Origin of the sequence: Streptomyces sp. NBC_00299 (assembly GCF_036173045.1) — a bacterium.
GTDB classification, from domain to species: Bacteria; Actinomycetota; Actinomycetes; order Streptomycetales; family Streptomycetaceae; genus Streptomyces; species Streptomyces machairae.
On sequence record NZ_CP108039.1, the window covers coordinates 6,376,841 to 6,394,770 of the forward strand.

At 70.5% G+C, this 17,930-nt stretch carries 16 protein-coding genes; 6 read left to right on the forward strand and 10 right to left on the reverse strand.

The genetic code is table 11. The annotated features are described in order from the left end of the window. Nucleotides 1-26: 26 nt before the first annotated feature. The 4 genes from OHT51_RS28340 to era all read right to left on the reverse strand — a co-directional run bounded on the left by OHT51_RS28340 (nucleotide 27) and on the right by era (nucleotide 4,064). On the reverse strand, nucleotides 27-1,334 hold the full coding sequence (locus OHT51_RS28340; RefSeq protein ID WP_328881734.1) for a hemolysin family protein: 1,308 nt from the start codon (nucleotides 1,332-1,334) through the stop codon (nucleotides 27-29). After that, a complete protein-coding gene (gene ybeY, locus OHT51_RS28345; RefSeq protein WP_328881735.1) occupies nucleotides 1,331-1,828 on the reverse strand; it encodes an rRNA maturation RNase YbeY in 498 nt (165 codons plus the stop codon). The genes OHT51_RS28340 and ybeY overlap by 4 nt, the downstream gene beginning before the upstream one ends. A 15-nt stretch (nucleotides 1,829-1,843) precedes the next feature. Further along, on the reverse strand, nucleotides 1,844-2,911 hold the full coding sequence (locus OHT51_RS28350) for a PhoH family protein (RefSeq protein WP_328881736.1): 1,068 nt from the start codon (nucleotides 2,909-2,911) through the stop codon (nucleotides 1,844-1,846). 193 nt (nucleotides 2,912-3,104) lie between these two features. Then, nucleotides 3,105-4,064: a GTPase Era gene (gene era / locus OHT51_RS28355; protein WP_328881737.1), complete on the reverse strand. Its 960-nt coding sequence runs from the start codon at nucleotides 4,062-4,064 to the stop codon at nucleotides 3,105-3,107. Between the two features lie 165 nt (nucleotides 4,065-4,229). Here era and OHT51_RS28360 point away from each other — a divergent pair, with 165 nt between their 5' ends. Continuing rightward, nucleotides 4,230-5,561: an ammonium transporter gene (locus OHT51_RS28360; protein WP_328884464.1), complete on the forward strand. Its 1,332-nt coding sequence runs from the start codon at nucleotides 4,230-4,232 to the stop codon at nucleotides 5,559-5,561. Next, complete coding sequence (locus OHT51_RS28365; RefSeq protein WP_328881738.1) at nucleotides 5,558-5,896, forward strand: P-II family nitrogen regulator; 339 nt, start codon at nucleotides 5,558-5,560, stop codon at nucleotides 5,894-5,896. The genes OHT51_RS28360 and OHT51_RS28365 overlap by 4 nt, the downstream gene beginning before the upstream one ends. Nucleotides 5,897-5,967: 71 nt before the next feature. Here OHT51_RS28365 and OHT51_RS28370 read toward each other — a convergent pair whose 3' ends face one another. Beyond that, nucleotides 5,968-6,444 carry a hypothetical protein gene (locus OHT51_RS28370; protein WP_328427733.1) on the reverse strand — a complete coding sequence of 159 codons (477 nt, stop codon included), beginning with the start codon at nucleotides 6,442-6,444 and terminating at the stop codon, nucleotides 5,968-5,970. 197 nt (nucleotides 6,445-6,641) lie between these two features. Further along, nucleotides 6,642-7,490: a helix-turn-helix transcriptional regulator gene (locus tag OHT51_RS28375; RefSeq protein WP_328881739.1), complete on the reverse strand. Its 849-nt coding sequence runs from the start codon at nucleotides 7,488-7,490 to the stop codon at nucleotides 6,642-6,644. 119 nt (nucleotides 7,491-7,609) lie between these two features. On the opposite strand from OHT51_RS28375, the gene OHT51_RS28380 reads away from it, so the two are divergent. Next, complete coding sequence (locus OHT51_RS28380) at nucleotides 7,610-8,464, forward strand: NAD-dependent epimerase/dehydratase family protein (protein ID WP_328881740.1); 855 nt, start codon at nucleotides 7,610-7,612, stop codon at nucleotides 8,462-8,464. A 97-nt stretch (nucleotides 8,465-8,561) separates the two neighbouring features. On the opposite strand, the gene OHT51_RS28385 is transcribed toward OHT51_RS28380, so the two are convergent. From OHT51_RS28385 to OHT51_RS28400, 4 genes are all read right to left on the reverse strand, one after another. Next, entirely contained in the window at nucleotides 8,562-9,815 is a 1,254-nt protein-coding gene (locus tag OHT51_RS28385; protein ID WP_328881741.1) for an MFS transporter, read from the reverse strand. Further along, nucleotides 9,812-11,146, reverse strand: a complete 1,335-nt coding sequence (locus OHT51_RS28390; RefSeq protein WP_443052581.1) for a GH1 family beta-glucosidase — start codon at nucleotides 11,144-11,146, stop codon at nucleotides 9,812-9,814. The genes OHT51_RS28385 and OHT51_RS28390 overlap by 4 nt, the downstream gene beginning before the upstream one ends. A 69-nt stretch (nucleotides 11,147-11,215) precedes the next feature. Further along, nucleotides 11,216-11,482, reverse strand: a complete 267-nt coding sequence (locus OHT51_RS28395) for a protealysin inhibitor emfourin (protein ID WP_328881743.1) — start codon at nucleotides 11,480-11,482, stop codon at nucleotides 11,216-11,218. A 21-nt stretch (nucleotides 11,483-11,503) separates the two neighbouring features. Further along, nucleotides 11,504-12,574, reverse strand: a complete 1,071-nt coding sequence (locus OHT51_RS28400) for a M4 family metallopeptidase (protein ID WP_328881744.1) — start codon at nucleotides 12,572-12,574, stop codon at nucleotides 11,504-11,506. 320 nt (nucleotides 12,575-12,894) lie between these two features. Between OHT51_RS28400 and leuA the strand changes: the two genes are divergently transcribed. The 3 genes from leuA to OHT51_RS28415 all read left to right on the forward strand — a co-directional run bounded on the left by leuA (nucleotide 12,895) and on the right by OHT51_RS28415 (nucleotide 17,899). Next, nucleotides 12,895-14,634 carry a 2-isopropylmalate synthase gene (gene leuA / locus OHT51_RS28405; RefSeq protein WP_328881745.1) on the forward strand — a complete coding sequence of 580 codons (1,740 nt, stop codon included), beginning with the start codon at nucleotides 12,895-12,897 and terminating at the stop codon, nucleotides 14,632-14,634. 261 nt (nucleotides 14,635-14,895) lie between these two features. Then, nucleotides 14,896-15,594, forward strand: coding sequence for a TerB family tellurite resistance protein (locus OHT51_RS28410; protein ID WP_328881746.1), 699 nt, complete (start codon nucleotides 14,896-14,898; stop codon nucleotides 15,592-15,594). Between the two features lie 208 nt (nucleotides 15,595-15,802). Next, the gene (locus OHT51_RS28415) at nucleotides 15,803-17,899 is read left to right on the forward strand and encodes an MMPL family transporter (RefSeq protein ID WP_328881747.1); all 2,097 of its coding nucleotides are present in this window, start codon (nucleotides 15,803-15,805) and stop codon (nucleotides 17,897-17,899) included. Nucleotides 17,900-17,930: the final 31 nt, after the last annotated feature.

A 17,930-nucleotide genomic window follows, 5' to 3' on the forward strand; every position in this document is an offset into this window, starting at 1 on the left:
CGTCACTCCGTCACTCCGTCACTCCGTCACTCGGCCTTCGTCTCCTCGCCCAGGCGCCCGACCGGACCCACCGGCTCCACGAGCACGGTCACGATCTTGTTCCGGCGGCCGGCCGCCGCCTCCGCGGTCAGGCGGAGTTCCCGGGTGTCCGGGAGCTCGACCAGGGACGACGCCCCGGCGATCGGGACACGGCCGAGTGCCTTCGCCAGCAGCCCGCCGACCGTCTCGACGTCCTCGTCGTCGTACTCGTCGAGGCCGTACAGCTCGCCGAGGTCGGTGATGTCCAGGCGGGCGGTGACGCGGTAGCGGTCCTCGCCGAGCTCCTCCACCGGCGGGAGTTCACGGTCGTACTCGTCGGTGATCTCGCCGACGATCTCCTCGAGGATGTCCTCGATGGTGACGATGCCGGCGGTGCCGCCGTACTCGTCGATGACGACGGCGACGTGGTTGCGCTCCTTCTGCATCTCGCGCAGCAGGTCACCGGCGTTCTTGGTGTCCGGTACGAAGACTGCGGGCCGCATCGCCGTCGACACCAGCTCGCTCTCCGCTTCCCGGGAGATGTGCGTCTTGCGGGCCAGGTCCTTGAGATACACCATCCCGACCACGTCGTCCTCGCTCTCCCCGACGACGGGGATGCGGGAGAAGCCGGAGCGCAGGGCGAGGGTGAGAGCCTGGCGGATGGTCTTGTAGCGCTCGATCACCACCAGGTCGGTGCGCGGGACCATGACCTCGCGGACCAGCGTGTCGCCCAGTTCGAAGACCGAGTGCACCATGCGGCGCTCCTCGTCCTCGATCAGCGACTCCTTCTCGGCGAGGTCGACCAGCGCCCGCAGCTCCGCCTCGGAGGCGAACGGGCCGCGGCGGAAGCCCTTGCCGGGGGTGAGCGCGTTGCCGATGAGGATCAGCAGGTAGGGGATCGGCCCCATGATCCGGGCGAGCGGCAGCAGGACGTACGCCGCCGCCGTCGCCGTGTTCAGCGGGTGCTGGCGGCCGATGGTGCGCGGGGAGACCCCGACGGCGACGTACGACACCAGCACCATGACCGCTATCGCGACCAGCAGGGCCTCGGTGGTGCTGTCGAACTCCTGGAGGCAGGCGTACGTCACGAGCGCGGCGGCGGCCATCTCGCAGGCCACGCGCACCAGCAGCGACACGTTCAGATAGCGGGTCGGGTCGGCGGCGACGAGCGCCAGCTTCTCGCTGCCGCGACGGCCGTTGCGTACGGCCTCCTCGGCGCGGAAGCTGGAGACGCGCGCGATGCCGGCCTCGGCGCAGGCGGCGAGCCAGGCGACGATCACCAGGGCGATCGCGCCGGAGACGAGGGGGAGGCTCATGACACGGTCGGGGCCGGGGAGGGGCCGGTCATGCCCTTCTCCGTGCGCCAGCCGTCCACGATGGCGGCCTGCAGACCGAACATCTCGGCCTTCTCGTCGGGCTCCTCGTGGTCGTACCCGAGCAGGTGCAGCACGCCATGGACGGTGAGCAACTGGAGCTCCTCGTCCATGGAGTGCTGCGTGGGTGCCTCGGTCCCCTGCTTCGCGGCGACTTCGGGGCACAGCACGATGTCACCGAGAAGCCCCTGCGGCGGCTCGTCGTCGTCCTTCGAGGGCGGCCGCAGCTCGTCCATCGGGAAGGACATGACATCCGTCGGGCCGGGCAGGTCCATCCACTGGATGTGCAACTGCTCCATGGCGTCGGCGTCCACGACGATCACCGAGAGCTCGGAGAGCGGGTGGATGCGCATCCGCGCGAGTGCGTAGCGGGCGATGTCGAGGATCGCCTGCTCGTCGACCTCGGTTCCGGACTCGTTGTTGACGTCGATCGACATGGTCGCGCGTGTTCTCTACTTCCCCTTGTGCCCGGCCTTGCCGCCGCGGCCCTTGTGCGTGCCGTTCTGGGTGCCGTGCGTGTTGTCGAACTTCTCGTACGCGTCGACGATACGGCCGACCAGCTTGTGCCGGACGACATCCTGGGACGACAGCCGGGAGAAGTGCACGTCGTCGACGCCGTCCAGGATGTCCTGCACCTGCCGCAGACCGGACTTGGTGCCGTCCGGGAGGTCGACCTGGGTCACGTCACCGGTGATGACGATCTTCGACTCGAAGCCGAGACGGGTGAGGAACATCTTCATCTGCTCGGGCGAGGTGTTCTGGGCCTCGTCGAGGATGATGAAGGCGTCGTTGAGCGTACGACCGCGCATGTACGCGAGCGGGGCGACCTCGATGGTCCCGGCGGCCATGAGCCGGGGGATGGAGTCGGGGTCGAGCATGTCGTGCAGCGCGTCGTACAGCGGACGCAGGTACGGGTCGATCTTCTCGTACAGCGTGCCCGGCAGGAAGCCGAGCCGCTCGCCCGCCTCGACCGCCGGCCGGGTCAGGATGATGCGGTTGACCTGCTTGGACTGCAGGGCCTGCACCGCCTTCGCCATGGCGAGGTAGGTCTTGCCGGTACCGGCGGGGCCGATGCCGAAGACGATCGTGTGCTTGTCGATCGCGTCGACGTACCGCTTCTGGTTGAGGGTCTTGGGGCGGATCGTGCGGCCGCGCGAGGAGAGGATGTTCTGGGTGAGGACCTCGGCCGGGGTCTCCTCCGGGCCCTCGCCGTTCTCACTCGCTCTGAGCATGGCGATCGAGCGTTCCACTGCGTCCTCCGTCATCGGCTGTCCGGTGCGGAGCACCAGCATCATCTCGTCGAACAGGCGCTGGATGAGGGCGACTTCAGCGGCATCGCCGACCGCGCTGATCTCATTGCCCCGGACGTGGATGTCGGCCGCCGGGAAGGCCTTCTCGATCACGCGCAGCAGGGAGTCGCCGGACCCCAGCACGGTCACCATGGGGTGCTGGGCGGGGACGGTGAACTGTGCTCTCGCCTGCCCCTGCGCGGGTGTGTGAGCTGTGGGTGTCTGAGTCATGGGCCGGCTCGTAGGCCTTGCTCGTCCTCCTCGAAACGACTCGCCCGCCACGTGGGCGGCCTGGCGATTTCCAGAGTACGCCGGGGGACTGACAAGGCCGTAGGCCTTTTCCCCACGGTCCCCATCCGTGCACGTCGGGTACGCCCGCCGTCACCCCGGGTCGGGTTTTCGCCCCCGTAACCGATCCCTCGGCTCAGAAACCCAGCTTCCGCAGCTGGCGCGGGTCGCGCTGCCAGTCCTTCGCGACCTTCACGTGCAGGTCCAGGAACACCGGCGTCCCCAGCAGGGCCTCGATCTGCTTGCGGGACTTGATGCCGACGTCCTTGAGGCGCTTGCCCTTGGGGCCGATGATGATGCCCTTCTGGCTGGGGCGCTCGATGTAGACGAAGGCGTGGATGTCGAGGAGCGGCTTGTCGGCGGGGCGGTCCTCGCGGGGGAGCATCTCCTCCACCACGACCGCGATGGAGTGGGGCAGCTCGTCCCGGACGCCCTCCAGCGCGGCCTCGCGGATCAGCTCCGCGATCATGACCTGCTCGGGCTCGTCGGTGAGGTCGCCCTCGGGGTAGAGCGCCGGCCCCTCCGGCAGGAGCGGGACGATCAGGTCGGCCAGCAGGCCCACCTGCTGGTCACCGACCGCGGAGACGGGGACGATCTCGGCCCACTCGAAGCCGAGCTCCTTGCCGAGCTGGTCGATCGCGATGAGCTGTTCGGCCAGCGTCTTGCTGTCCACGAGGTCGGTCTTCGTGACGATCGCGATCTTCGGCGTCTTCTTGATCGACGCCAGCTCCTTCGCGATGAAACGGTCACCGGGGCCGAGCTTCTCGTTCGCCGGCAGACAGAAGCCGATCACGTCGACCTCGGCCCAGGTCGTACGGACGATGTCGTTGAGGCGCTCGCCGAGCAGCGTGCGCGGCTTGTGCAGCCCAGGGGTGTCGACCAGGATCAGCTGGGCGTCCTCCCGGTGCACGATCCCGCGTACCGTGTGCCGCGTCGTCTGGGGCTGGTTGGCGGTGATCGCCACCTTCTGGCCGACCAGAGCGTTCGTAAGGGTGGACTTGCCCGCGTTGGGACGGCCCACGAAGCAGGCGAAGCCGGCGCGGTGGGGGGCCTCGGACGGCTCGGATGACTGGCTGCGAACGCTCATGGCGCCCATTCTCCCTGATCCACAGACCCTCGCCGCACAACAGACCGACCGCCGGCCGTCCGGTGAGCTTCCGGAAACCCCCGCGCAACGAAACGTCGCGGAAACACAGCCGTGCACGACCGGAAACGCACAGCGGTGAACCTCGGACGAGCCCCCGCACCGTTGGAGACGACCGTGACCCTCGCCGCCGCAAGCGTCGACACCGGCGACACCGCCTGGCTGCTCGCCGCCACCGCCCTCGTCCTGCTGATGACCCCGGGCCTGGCCCTCTTCTACGGCGGCATGGTCCGCACGAAGAGCGTCCTGAACATGCTGATGATGAGCCTCGTGTCCATCGCCCTGGTCACCGTCGTCTGGCTGGTCTGCGGCTACTCGCTCGCGTTCGGGGAGGACACCCTCGGCGGCCTCATCGGCGGGCTCGACCACGCCGGTATGGCCGGGCTCGGACCGGACAGCGTCCAGGGGACCGTCCCCACCGTCCTCTTCGCCACCTTCCAGCTCACCTTCGCGATCATCACGGCCGCGCTGATCAGCGGCGCGATCGCGGACCGGGCGAAGTTCGGGGCGTGGGTCGTGTTCGTGCCGGTGTGGGCGCTGCTCGTATACGTTCCCGTGGCCCACTGGACCTGGGGCCCCGGCGGCTGGATCCTCGACCGGCTCGGCGCCCTCGACTTCGCCGGCGGCCTCCCCGTCGAGATCACCTCCGGCGCCTCCGGCCTCGCGCTGGCTCTGGTCCTGGGTCCGCGGCTCGGGTTCAAGAAGGACGCCATGCGGCCGCACAACCTGCCGATGGTCGTGATCGGCGCCGGTCTCCTGTGGTTCGGCTGGTTCGGGTTCAACGCCGGCTCCGCCCTCGGCGCCAACGGCCTCGCGGCCGCCGCCTTCCTCAACACCCTCGCCGCCGGCTGCACCGGCCTGCTCGGCTGGCTCTTCGTCGAGCAGAAGCGCGACGGTCACCCGACGACGCTGGGCGCGGCCTCCGGCGCGGTCGCCGGACTGGTGGCCATCACGCCCTCCTGCGGCTCGGTCTCGCTGCTCGGCGCGCTCGTCATCGGCCTCGCCGCCGGCGTCGTCTGCTCGTACGCCGTCGGCTGGAAGTTCAAGTTCGACTACGACGACTCCCTGGACGTCGTCGGTGTCCACCTCGTCGGCGGTGTCATCGGCACCCTGCTGATCGGCGTCTTCGCGACGGCGACGATGACCGGCGGGGCCGAGGGCCTCCTCTACGGCGGCGGACTCGCGCAGCTCGGCAAGCAGGCGGTGGCGATCGTGGCCGTGGGCGCGTACGCCTTCCTCGCCACCTACGGCATCGCCAAGCTGATCGACAAGGTGCTGGGCTTCCGGGCGAGCGAGGAGCAGGAGCACACCGGCCTGGACCTTACGGTGCACGCCGAGACCGCCTACGATCACGGGGTCCTGGGGCACGGCGCCCCGGTCACGGCGTCCCTCGCCTCGTCCGTCTCCTCCTCCCTCCCCGCCGCGCAGAAGGTCAAGAAGCAGGCATGAAGCTGATCACCGCGATCGTCAAGCCGTACCGGCTCGACGAGGTCAAGACCGCCCTCCAGGAACTCGGCGTGCACGGCCTGACCGTGACCGAGGCGAGCGGGTACGGCCGGCAGCGCGGCCACACCGAGGTGTACCGGGGCGCGGAGTACCAGGTCGACCTGGTGCCGAAGGTCCGCATCGAGGTCGTCGTCGAGGACGCGCTGTCCGAGGACGTCATCGACGCCATCGTGAAGGCCGCACACACCGGCAAGATCGGCGACGGCAAGGTCTGGGCGCTGCCGGTCGAGACGGTCGTACGGGTACGGACGGGCGAACGCGGCCCCGACGCGCTGTGAAGCCGTATCAGCGCCGGGACCGCGTCCCTTTCAGCACGTAAGCACGTCAGCGCGTCAGTGCGTCACGCGGCTCAGTCGAACACGAACGGGCCCGGCGACTGCGGCCCGGTCGCCGTGCACGTGATGGTGATGCCGAAGACGGTCATGGTCAGCGAGCCGCCGAAGGCCTCCAGGCTGTCCCCGGAGGCGACGGTGCCGCTGAGCGGGCCGACCTGGACGGGGTCGCCGGCGGCCATCGCCGGGTTCTCCGTGCCGGTGAAGGCGGTGGTGCCGCCGCTCGCCTTCACCAGGGTGAGGGTCGAGGAGATGGAGTCCTCGCCGAGCGCGATCGGCGCGGTGATCGCGGAGGAGTTGACGGTGATGGTGGCGGCGGTGCCGTCCTGCGTCGCCGTGAGGGTGGCCTCGCCACCGCCGAAGCTGCCGCAGTCGGCGGTGATCGTCGCCGAGCCGGGGGCGACCGCGAGGGCGGCGGGTGCGAAGGCCAGCCCGGTGACCGCGAGGGTCCCGGCCACCAGCGCGGCACCTGCTCCAATGCGCATGCGTCTCATGGGGATTCAGTCCCTTTCAAGGGTGGGGGAGTTCCTTGTGTGGGGGTAGGGGAACTGTTCGGCAGGTGGATGCGGACACACTGCGTGGAGAGCTGAATCTGACGGTCCGTCGGAACCGCCGTTTCCATTGATGCGCGTGGGGCGAGGGTCGGCAAGGGTGATTTCCGGCCTCCACTACCGGAAGGTCAGCTACCGGATCAGGCCGTGCTGGGAGACATGTCCTGCAGGCCCACCACCCGCAGGAGTTGCAGTCGCTCGTGGGCCTCGGTCCCGGGCCGTGCCGAGTGAACCACCAGCAGGTGGTGGTGTTCGTGACTGACCATGACCTCGCAGTCCAGTTCCAGGAGGCCGACCACCGGGTGCAGGAAACGCTTGGTGGCACGGTTGCGCTGCGACACCTCGTGTTCCTCCCATAACCGGGCGAACTCCTCGCTGGACGACCGGAGTTCGGCGACCAGCGCGGCCGGTTCCGGGTCGTCGGGGCGGGCCGCGGCCACCGCGCGCAGGGTGGCCACATGGGCGCGCGCGTGGCCCGCGAGGTCCTCCTGCGGGAAGAGCGAGCGCGCGGCCGGGTCCAGGAAGTAGAGCCGGGCGAGATTGCGCTCGCGCCGCGGCCGGGACATCACATCACCGATCAGCGCCCGGGCCATCGCGTTCTGCGCGAGCACCTCGCCGCAGTCGTTCACCACCTGGGCCGGCGTGTCGTGCAGCCGGTCCAGGATCAGCAGCAGCCCGGGCCGGACATGCGCCGACGTCGTCTCGCGGCGCGGTGGCTCCTCGCCGGCCAGGTGGAACAGGTGGTCGCTCTCGACGGCGGTCAGGCGCAGCGCGCGGGCCAGCGCCGTCAGCATCTGGCGGGACGGGCGCGGGCCACGGGACTGTTCCAGCCGGGTGTAGTAGTCCACCGACATCCCCGCCAGCTGCGCCACCTCCTCGCGGCGCAGGCCCGGTGTGCGGCGCCGGGTGCCCGGGGTCAGACCCACGTCCGACGGGGTCAGCCGGGCGCGGCCACGGCGCAGGAAGTCGGCGAGTTCGGCTCGGTTCACCTCTCCAGCCTGCGGCAGCGCGGCCGGCTTAGCCAGGGACTGCCGATCCCCTGATCAACAGGTCTCTCCCGTCCGCACCGGCCCCGCCCGAGGCTGGTCGGTGACGAGAGGAGCAGAACATGCTGACGTTGGTGACGGGTACGACAGGACAGGTCGGCCGGCGCTTCGTGCCGAGGCTGCTGGCGCAGTCCCGGGCGGGGGAGCAGGTACGGGTGCTGGTGCGGGACGAGGCGCGGGGCGAGCCGTTCGCGGAGCTGGGCGCCGAGGTCGTGGTCGGCGATCTGCGCGACACCGAGTCGCTCGGCAAGGCGGTCGCCGGGGTCGACGCGGTCGTGAACGTCGCGGCCTCCTTCCGCGGGGTCCCCGACGAGGAGGCGTGGGCGGTCAACCGGGACGCGGCCGTGGAGCTGGGGCGTGCGGCGCTGGCTGCCGGGGTGGGGCGCTTTGTGCAGGTCAGCACCGGGCTTGTGTACGGCCTCGGACGCGGCCGTCCGCTGACCGAGGACGACGAGAGTCTGCCCGGCGGGGCGATGTGGGGTGCCTACCCGGAGTCCAAGGCGGCGGCCGAGCGGGAGCTGCGCGGGATGGAGGGGCTCGACGTACGCGTCGCCCGGCTCCCCTTCGTCTACGGCGAGGGCGATCCGCATCTCGCGCAGTCCCTGATGTGGGCCAAGAACTGGGCGGCCACCCAGCGGCTGCACATGGGGCATCACGCGGACGTGGCCCAGGGGCTGCTGCGGATCCTGCATGCGCCGGGGATCGCGGGACGGGTCTACAACATCGCCGACGACGTTCCCGTGACGGCGGTCGAGTTGCATCAGCTCAACGGGGTCGAGATCCCGGCGGAGTTGTACACCCGTGCCGATCCCGATCCGTGGGCCGCGATCACCTCTACGGAGCGGATTCGTAGGGAGCTGGGGTATCGGCCGTTGTTTCCGTCGGTTTATGCCGCGCGGGAGGCCGGAGCGCTGTGAACCGGCCGGTGGTCGTCCGAGGGTTCGTTGTGGTTGCTCGCGCCCACGCGGCGGAGCCGCACAGTGATGCAGCCCCGCGCCCCTGAAGACGGGGCGTCTAATCGACGCCCCTGATACGCCCCACCAGCACCGCCCCGGCCAGCCCCGCCGCGGCCGCCACCAGGTACAGCATCCGGTAGCCGCCCAGGTGGGTGACGATCGGCGCGGCCAGGGCGGGGGCCGCGACCTGGGGCAGGGCGTTGGCCACGTTGATGACGCCCAGGTCCTTGCCCCGGTCCCGCGCCGTGGGCAGGACGTCCGTCATCAGCGCGAAGTCGACCGACATGAACACCCCGAGGCCCAGGCCCAGCAGTGCCGCCACGACGATGGCGCCCGGCCAGGTCTGCCAGCCTGCCAGCAGGCCCGTGGCCGCCGCCATCAGCACCCCGGACCACATCACGAACGGCTTGCGGCGGCCCACCCGGTCCGACCAGGCGCCGCCCACCACGACCGTGGCCACCAGGGTCACGCTGTTCACCGCGGTGAGGATCAGGACGCCCTGCTCGGGGTCGTCGTGGTGCAGGCGGTCCCGCAGGTAGTAGAGGAGGTACAGGATCACCAGTGCGTTGCTGAGGTTGATCAGGAAGCGGGTCAGCCAGGCCCAGCCGAAGTCGGGGTAGCGGCGCGGGCTCAGCCAGAAGCCGCGCGTGAACGAACGCCAGGACCACGCCGGCCGGTCCGTGACCGCCAGCCGCAGATCCCGGTACCGCAGGACGTACGGCAGCACCCCCGCCACCGCGAACACCGCGCAGGCCGCATACCCCGCCGCGATCCCGCCCGCCGCCGTCGCAAGCCCCGTGCCGACGACCGCGCCGAGGATCTGCGCAGCCCCCAACCAGCCGCCGACCACGCCCCGTTGCAGCCGAGGCACCCGGTCCGGCACGGCCGCCGTCACCGCCGCGAAGGACGCGTTCAGCGTCAGCTGGACCAGACACCAGCCGACCGCCATCGCCCACAGCCCGCCCGCCCCGGCGAGCAGCAGCAGCGACAGCGCGCCGCCCGCCGCGCCGGCCACGATCCACGGCGTACGGCGGCCCCAGCGGGCCGTCGTGCGGTCCGACAGCGCGCCGAAGAACGGGTTCGCCGCCAGCGACACGACCGCGCCCGCGCCGGTCACCCATGCCAGCAGCGTCTCCTTCGACATCCCGGTGCCGGGTGCGAAGTCCTCCGCCTGCTGGGCCAGCAGGATCTGCAACGGACCGTACCAGCCCACCCAGATCGCCACATTGGCCAGCGACAGCGCCGCCGTCCAGCCCCGGCCGACTCGGTCGACGGGCTCGGCCAGGGCACCCGGGGACCGGGTGGACGTCACCTCTGGGCCCGGAGCACGTCCCGCAGCCAGCCGTAGGACGCCTTGGGGGTCCTGGTGAGCGTCTCGTAGTCCGTGTGCACCAGCCCGAACCGCCGCGCGTACCCCTCGGCCCACTCGAAGTTGTCGAGCAGCGACCAGACGAAGTACCCGCGCACGTCCACGCCCGCCTCCACCGCCCGGTGCAGCGCGCGGATGTGGCCGTCCAGGTAGGCGATCCGCTCCTGGTCGTCGATGCCCTCGTAACTGCAGCCGTTCTCGGTGATGACGACGGGCGGCAGCCGGTCGCCGTACCGCTCCCGGAAGCCGGTGAGCAGTTCGGTGAGACCCTCGGGCACCACCGGCCAGCCGAAGTCCGTCGTCGGCACGCCCTCGATCTCCCGTACGGAGAAGGGCAGTTCCGCGGGCATGCTGATCCCGCCGAACTCGATCTCGGTGCCCTGCGGGGCGCCCACACGCGTCGGCGCGTAGTAGTTGACGCCGTAGAAGTCGAGCGGCTCGGCGATGACCTTCAGGTCGGCCTCGACGTCGCCCGGCATCAACTCGCCGATGCCGTCCGGGAACCGGCCGAGCAGCAGCGGGTCCGCGAACAGCCGGTTGAGGAGTACGTCGTAGAAGTCCGCCGCCTCCTTGTCCGCCTGTTCCTGCGACGCCGGCCAGGTCGGCCCGTGCGAGTTGGCGATGCCGATGTCGGTCGCGCCGGCCGCGCGCAGCGCCCGTACGGCGAGACCGTGGGCCAGCAGCTGGTGGTGGGCGACGGGGAGGGCGTCGAAGAGGAGCTGCCTGCCGGGGGCGTGGGTGCCGAGGGCGTGGCCCAGCAGGGTGTGCTCGGCGGGCTCGTTGAGAGTGATCCACTTCTTCACCCGGTCGCCCAGGCGCTCGGCGACCACCGCCGCGTACTCGGCGAAACGGGCCGCCGTGTCCCGCTCCAGCCAGTCCAGCGCGACCGGCAGATCCCAGTGGAAGAGCGTCGGCACCGGCCGCACGCCCGCCGCGCACAGCTCGTCCACCAGACGGTCGTAGAAGTCGAGGCCCTTCGGCGCGTTCACCCGCGGCCACGAGATCGAGAAGCGGTACGCGTCGACGCCCAGGTCGGCCAGCAGGGCCACGTCCTGCGGGTAGCGGTGGTAGTGGTCGCAGGCCACCGCGGCGGTGGAGCCGTCCTTCACCCGGCCCGGCTCGGCCGTGAAGGTGTCCCACACGGAGGGCTCGCGCTCGTCCGCCGCACCCTCGATCTGATGGGCCGAGGTGGACACGCCCCACAGGAAGCCGGCCGGGAACTGAGGTATCGGGTTCGTCGCGCCGCGCGCATCAGTCGCCATGCGCCGGATCATCCGTACCAGCGGTAACGGAAGTCAACGGCCAGGCGTGAAGAAGCAGTTACGGCCCTCCGTGAGCGCCGGTCAGGCCCCCTCCTTCAGTACTCGCGAGATCAGCTTTCGCTGTTCGTCCGTGAGCCGGGGATCCGAGCAGTACACCGTTGTGCCGTCCACGGTGATCTGGTAGCTGAAGCCGTCCGGAACCCCGACGGGGGGCGTGCCCCGGCCGGACGCGACCGCGCGCTCGGCCAGGGCGTGCCACTCCTGGGCGTCGGGCCGCCCCGAGGTGTCCACCTCGGCGTGCCGCTCGATGCCCGCGAATCCACCCGTGCGCCGTACCAAAATCCGCATGGGTCCCTGTCTAGTACGGACTTACTGGATCCGCACCCCGACCTGCTCCCACGCCTTCGACACGGCCTGGAGCTCCTCGCCGCCGTCGCCGAAGCGCTCGCGGGCTGCCTTGACGGTCAGCTTGGCGAAGTCGGTGAACATGGCCCGCTCCGACAGCTCGCCGCCGGTCAGGACGTCGTACCAGACCTGCCCCGCCTTCTCCCAGGCGTTGCCGCCGAGCGCGGTGGCGGCCAGGTAGAAGGCGTGGTTGGGGATGCCGGAGTTGATGTGGACGCCGCCGTTGTCGCGGCCGGTGCGGACGTAGTCGTCCATGGTCGCGGGCTGCGGGTCCTTGCCGAGGACGTCGTCGTCGTACGCGCTGCCCGGCTCCTTCATGGAGCGCAGGGCCTTGCCGGAGACGCTGGGCGCCAGCAGGCCCGCGCCGATCAGCCAGTCGGCCTCGGCGGCGGTCTGGCCGAGCGTGTACTGCTTGATCAGCGCGCCGAAGACGTCCGACATGGACTCGTTCAGGGCGCCCGGCTGGCCGTAGTACGTCAGGTTGGCCGTGTACTGGGTGACGCCGTGGCTGAGCTCGTGGCCGATGACGTCGATCGGGATGGTGAAGTCGAGGAAGATCTCGCCGTCCCCGTCGCCGAACACCATCTGCTCGCCGTTCCAGAAGGCGTTGTTGTAGTTCTCGTCGTAGTGGACGGTGGCGTCCAGGGGCAGCCCGTCGCCGTCGATCGAGTGGCGGGCGTACGCCTTGAGGAAGAGCTCGAAGGTGGCGCCGAGGCCGGAGTAGGCGCGGTTGACCGTGGCGTCCTGGCCGGGGTCCGCGCCCTCTCCGCGGACCTTGGTGCCGGGCAGGGAGGTCCGGTGCTGGGCGTCGTAGATGGTGCGCAGCGGCTGGTCCGACGGTGCCTTCTCCGCCGGGGCGGCCGCGAGGGCGAACTCGGTCGTGACGCGACGCCTGCCGCGCAGCTCGCTGTCGCGCATCAGGGTCCGGCGGGCGGGGCCGGAAAGTGCGGGGTCGTCGTTCCGGGCCAGCTTGTCGAGGACGTGCGGCGGTACGACGGTGCAGAAGACGGGCTCGAAGCCCCCGTTGGTCGTCATGTGCGGCACCATTGCACTGCGTTAGGGGGCTGTCACTAGTCGCAACCATGATTGGTGAAATATGCGGACAGGGAGCAGCACGCTCCGTGACGAAGTGGTATGGCGCACTTTTTGTCCTATTCGTCCCCCGGGTCCCGCATACTGATACGACGCCCCGCACGGGGAGCGGCTCGGCTAGCATGCTTCGCATCATGCGTTTCGGGCTGCTTCTTCTTAGCTGCCGCGGCGAGGGCCTGTAGTCCAGGTCGACTCCCTCCCCGCGGAGCTTGGCGTTGCGTCGTCGGCCGTCCTTCCGGACATCCTGAGGAGCCCGAAGCATTATGGCGAATCACCAGCAGCCCAGTTCCATGCCGATCCACAAGTACGGCCGCTACGAGCAGGTCGACATCCCGGACCGCACCTGGCCCCAGAAGCGTGTTACCGCCGCCCCTCGCTGGCTCTCCACCGATCTGCGTGACGGCAACCAGGCCCTGATCGACCCGATGTCGCCCGAGCGCAAGCGCCGGATGTTCGACCAGCTGGTCAAGATGGGCTACAAGGAGATCGAGGTCGGCTTCCCGGCGTCGGGCCAGACGGACTTCGACTTCGTGCGGTCGATCATCGAGGACCCCGAGGCGATCCCCGACGACGTCACCATCTCCGTACTGACCCAGGCCCGCGAGGACCTGATCGAGCGGACCGTGGAGTCCCTGAAGGGCGCCAAGCGGGCCACCGTCCACCTGTACAACGCCACCGCCCCCGTCTTCCGCCGGGTGGTGTTCCGGGGCTCCAAGGACGACATCAAGCAGATCGCCGTCGACGGCACGCGGCTGGTCGTCGAGTACGCGGAGAAGCTGCTGGGCCCGGAGACGGAGTTCGGCTACCAGTACAGCCCCGAGATCTTCACCGACACCGAGCTGGACTTCGCCCTGGAGGTCTGCGAGGCGGTGATGGACGTCTACCAGCCCGGTCCGGGCCGCGAGATCATCCTCAACCTGCCCGCCACGGTGGAGCGTTCGACGCCGTCCACCCACGCGGACCGCTTCGAGTGGATGGGCCGCAACCTGTCCCGCCGCGAGTACGTCTGCCTGTCGGTCCACCCGCACAACGACCGCGGTACGGCCGTGGCCGCCGCCGAGCTGGCGCTGATGGCCGGCGCCGACCGCATCGAGGGCTGCCTGTTCGGGCAGGGCGAGCGCACCGGCAACGTCGACCTGGTCACCCTGGGCATGAACCTGTTCTCGCAGGGCGTCGACCCGCAGATCGACTTCTCCGACATCGACGAGATCCGTCGCACGTGGGAGTACTGCAACCAGATGGAGGTCCACCCGCGCCACCCGTACGTGGGCGACCTGGTCTACACGTCCTTCTCCGGCTCCCACCAGGACGCCATCAAGAAGGGCTTCGACGCCATGGAGGCCGACGCGGCCGCGAAGGGCGTCACCGTCGACGACATCGAGTGGGCCGTGCCCTACCTGCCGATCGACCCGAAGGACGTCGGCCGCTCCTATGAGGCCGTCATCCGCGTCAACTCGCAGTCCGGCAAGGGCGGTATCGCGTACGTCCTGAAGAACGACCACAAGCTGGACCTGCCGCGCCGGATGCAGATCGAGTTCTCCAAGCTGATCCAGGCCAAGACGGACGCCGAGGGCGGCGAGGTCACCGGCGGTGACATCTGGTCGGTCTTCCAGGACGAGTACCTGCCGAACCCGGAGAACCCGTGGGGTCGGATCCAGGTCAAGAACGGTCAGTCGACGACGGACACGGACGGCGTGGACACGCTGAAGGTGGAGGCGACGGTCGACGGCGTCGACACGGTCCTGTCCGGTACGGGCAACGGTCCGATCTCGGCCTTCTTCGACGCCCTGCAGTCCATCGGCATCGACGTACGGCTGCTGGACTACCAGGAGCACACGATGAGCGAGGGTGCGTCGGCGCAGGCCGCGTCGTACATCGAGTGCGCGATCGACGGCAAGGTCCTGTGGGGGATCGGGATCGACGCGAACACCACGCGCGCGTCGCTGAAGGCGGTCGTGTCGGCCGTCAACCGGGCAGGGCGCTCCGCCGGGGTGCCGCAGTAGGAAGTGCCGCGAGGGGTTGTCGATCGGCTGCCGCGCCGTCGTGGCTTGTCGCGCCGTTCCCCGCGCCCCTTGAGGGCGTTGTCGCGCCCGGCGTTCAGAGGCCCCGTTCACTCTTTTCGGGTGGGCGGGGTCCGTCCGTTTTCGGCCATTGACCTGTGCAGGTCACGGAAAGGTCTCGTCCGGGGTGCTGACTCTGCCTCCATGATGTGGCTAACATCACGCAAGCGCGGCGATGTTGCCGCGGGGTTACGGAGGTGCGACGTGCTGCCAGGACGGGGACAAGACGGCCGTGCCGCCAGGCTTGCGCGCATTCTGGGCACCCGCACCGCATGGTCGGCCGTCGGTGACGGCGAGTTCTTCTGCCCGGGCTGCGGGGGTGACCGCAACTACCAGCGGCTGACCGGGCACCGCCGCTTCACCCTGCTCGGTGTGCCGGTCCTGCCGCGCGGCGAGACCGCCCCGGTCGTGGAGTGTGCGGCCTGCCAACGTCACTTCGGCACCGACGTCCTCGACCACCCCACCACCACCCGCTTCTCCGCGATGCTCCGGGACGCCGTCCACACCGTCGCCCTCGCGGTGCTGGCCGCCGGCGGCACCTGTGCCCGTCCGTCCCTGGAGGCCGCCGCGGCGACGGTGCGGGCGGCCGGCTTCGACGACTGCACGGAGGAGCAGCTCAACGCCCTGGTCGAGGCCCTGGCCGCGGACACCGGGCGGGTCTTCTCCGAGCCCTGCGGTGCCGGTCTGGCCATAGAGCTCCACGAGGCCCTGGACCCGCTGGCCCCCCACCTCGCGCCGCCCGGCCGCGAATCGATCCTGCTCCAGGGGGCACGCATCGCCCTGGCCGACGGCCCCTACACCCCCGCCGAGCGAGACGTCCTCGCGACGGTCGGCTCCGCCCTCACCATCTGCGCCGAGGACGTGACGAGGCTGCTGGCCGCGGCGGCCCGGACGCCGTCGTAGCCCCGGCGCCGGCCGTGCCCACGAGCACCTGCAGACCGGCGCTGAAGGCGACACCCACGGGGCCGTCGTTACTCCCCAGGGAGTAGTCACGCCCATGTGTCACCCCTGGCAGTAGGCGCCAACTCGCCCTCCCGCCCGACGAATCGGCCCTCCCGCGCCGGGAGTCTGGAAGCGACTCAGACACCCGACCCGGAGGGAGGCCCGTCTCATGGGGGCCGCAAGGACAAGTGCACGACGGCGGCGGGCCGTGCCCTGGCTCGTGCTCGGGTTGTGGATCGCGGTGCTGGCGCTGGCGTCGCCGTTCGCGTCGAAGCTGGCGGACGTGCAGCGGGACCGTGCCGTCGACTATCTGCCGGCGAGCGCCGACTCCACGCAGGTGGCGAAGATCGAGGACCGGCTGCCGGGTGGCGAGGCCACCGAGATGGTGGTCGTCTACCACCGGGACGGCGGGCTGAGCGCGGGGGACAGGGCGACCGCCGCCGACCAGATCGAGCGGATCGCGGGGGCCCACCGGCTCACCGGGAAACCCGAAGGCATTCCGTCCCGGGACGGCACCACCCTGATGTACCCGGTCGCCAGCACCGAACCGGGGCAGGACGAGGACGCCCGGGACGTACTGGTCAACTCCGTGCGGGACATCGCGAAGGGCAGCGACGGGCTGAACGTCGACGTCGGCGGGGCGGGCGCGCTCGCCACCGACGCGAGCGAGGTCTACAACTCGCTCGACGGGCCCCTGCTGTACACCACGGCCGCCGTGGTCGCGCTGCTGCTGATCCTCATCTACCGCAGCCCGTTCCTGTGGCTCGTCCCGCTTGCCGTCGCGGGCATGGCCGACTATCTGTCGATGGGCGTCGCCTACGGCCTCAACCAGGGGTTCGGAACGTCCGTTTCCGGCCAGAGCTCCGGGATCATGACGATCCTCGTGTTCGGGGCGGGCACCGACTACGCGCTGCTGCTCGTCTCCCGGTACCGGGAAGAACTACGGCGGATCGAGCGGCCCTACGACGCCATGGTGGCCGCGCTGAAGGGCTGCGGGCCCGCCGTGCTCGCCTCCTCCGGCACCGTCGCCGCCGGACTGCTGTGCCTGCTCGCCGCCGACCTCAACTCCAGCCGCGGCATGGGCCCGCTCGGCACCGTCGGCGTGCTGTGCGCGCTGGCCGCCATGCTGACGCTGCTGCCCGCGATCCTCGTGCTGCTCGGCCGGCGCGTGTTCTGGCCGCTCGTGCCCCGCTACGGCAGCACGCCCAAGGCCCGCCGGTCCCTGTTCACGGCGATGGGCAGCTCCGCCGGTCGCCGGCCCCTGACCGTCCTCGCGGGCGGCGCGGTCCTGCTCGGCGCGCTCGCGCTCGGCGCCCTGAACCTGCCCGGCACCCTCAAGCAGGAGGACTCCTTCACCAGCAAGCCCGACGCGGTCGCCGCCATGGAGACGCTCGGCAAGGCCTACCCCGAGCGCGGCACCCAGCCCATCACCGTCATCACGCCGGAGGGCCGCGCCGCCGAGACGCTCGCGTCGGTCCGCGGCACCGACGGCGTCGACAGCGCGCGGGAAGGCCGTACCGGAAACGGCTGGACGGAGATCTCCGTCCTCGCCACCGCGGCACCCCAGTCCGCCGGGGAGACCGCCACCATCGAGGCCCTGCGCGACAAGCTCGACGGCTCCTACGTCGGCGGGCCGAGCGCCGAGCAGATCGACCTGAAGGACACCAACGCCCGCGACCGCCTCGTCGTCGTACCGATCGTGCTGCTGTCCGTGCTGCTGATCCTGGTCGCCCTGCTGCGCTCGCTGGTCGCGCCGCTGATCCTGGTGGCGGCCGTGGTCGCCGTGTGGGGCGCGGCGCTCGGCATCGGCGGGCTCGTCTTCGGGCCGCTCTTCGGCTTCGACGGCACCGATCCCGGACTCGGGCTGCTCTCGTTCGTGTTCCTGGTGGCCCTCGGCGTCGACTACGGCATCTTCCTGATGCACCGGATGCGCGAGGAGTGCCTGAACGGCGCCGAACCGGCGTCGGCCGCGCTCACCGCGCTGCGCACCACGGGCGGCGTCATCGCCTCCGCCGGGCTCGTCCTCGCCGCCACCTTCGCGGTGCTCACCAGCATGCCGCTCGTCCCACTCGTCGAGCTGGGCTTCGTCATCGCCGTCGGCGTGCTGCTGGACACCTTCCTGGTCCGCACCTACCTGGTCACCAGCGCGAGCGTGGCCCTGAGGCGCAGGATGTGGTGGCCGGGCCGGCTCTCCCGCGCACCCGAGGGAACCCGGCCACCGGTCCCGCCGAAGGAACCGGAGCACGTGGCCGTCTCCGTGTCCTGACCGACCGGCGCCCCTCCCTGCCGGAGGGGCG

Coding starts and splice junctions, on each gene's coding strand:
- OHT51_RS28340 (WP_328881734.1), bottom strand. CDS start 1,334: ATGAGCCTCCCCCTCGTCTCCGGCGCGATCGCCCTGGTGATCGTCGCC.
- ybeY (WP_328881735.1), bottom strand. CDS start 1,828: ATGTCGATCGACGTCAACAACGAGTCCGGAACCGAGGTCGACGAGCAG.
- OHT51_RS28350 (WP_328881736.1), bottom strand. CDS start 2,911: ATGACTCAGACACCCACAGCTCACACACCCGCGCAGGGGCAGGCGAGA.
- era (WP_328881737.1), bottom strand. CDS start 4,064: ATGGGCGCCATGAGCGTTCGCAGCCAGTCATCCGAGCCGTCCGAGGCC.
- OHT51_RS28365 (WP_328881738.1), top strand. CDS start 5,558: ATGAAGCTGATCACCGCGATCGTCAAGCCGTACCGGCTCGACGAGGTC.
- OHT51_RS28370 (WP_328427733.1), bottom strand. CDS start 6,444: ATGAGACGCATGCGCATTGGAGCAGGTGCCGCGCTGGTGGCCGGGACC.
- OHT51_RS28380 (WP_328881740.1), top strand. CDS start 7,610: ATGCTGACGTTGGTGACGGGTACGACAGGACAGGTCGGCCGGCGCTTC.
- OHT51_RS28390 (WP_443052581.1), bottom strand. CDS start 11,146: ATGATCCGGCGCATGGCGACTGATGCGCGCGGCGCGACGAACCCGATA.
- OHT51_RS28395 (WP_328881743.1), bottom strand. CDS start 11,482: ATGCGGATTTTGGTACGGCGCACGGGTGGATTCGCGGGCATCGAGCGG.
- OHT51_RS28400 (WP_328881744.1), bottom strand. CDS start 12,574: ATGACGACCAACGGGGGCTTCGAGCCCGTCTTCTGCACCGTCGTACCG.
- leuA (WP_328881745.1), top strand. CDS start 12,895: ATGGCGAATCACCAGCAGCCCAGTTCCATGCCGATCCACAAGTACGGC.
- OHT51_RS28415 (WP_328881747.1), top strand. CDS start 15,803: ATGGGGGCCGCAAGGACAAGTGCACGACGGCGGCGGGCCGTGCCCTGG.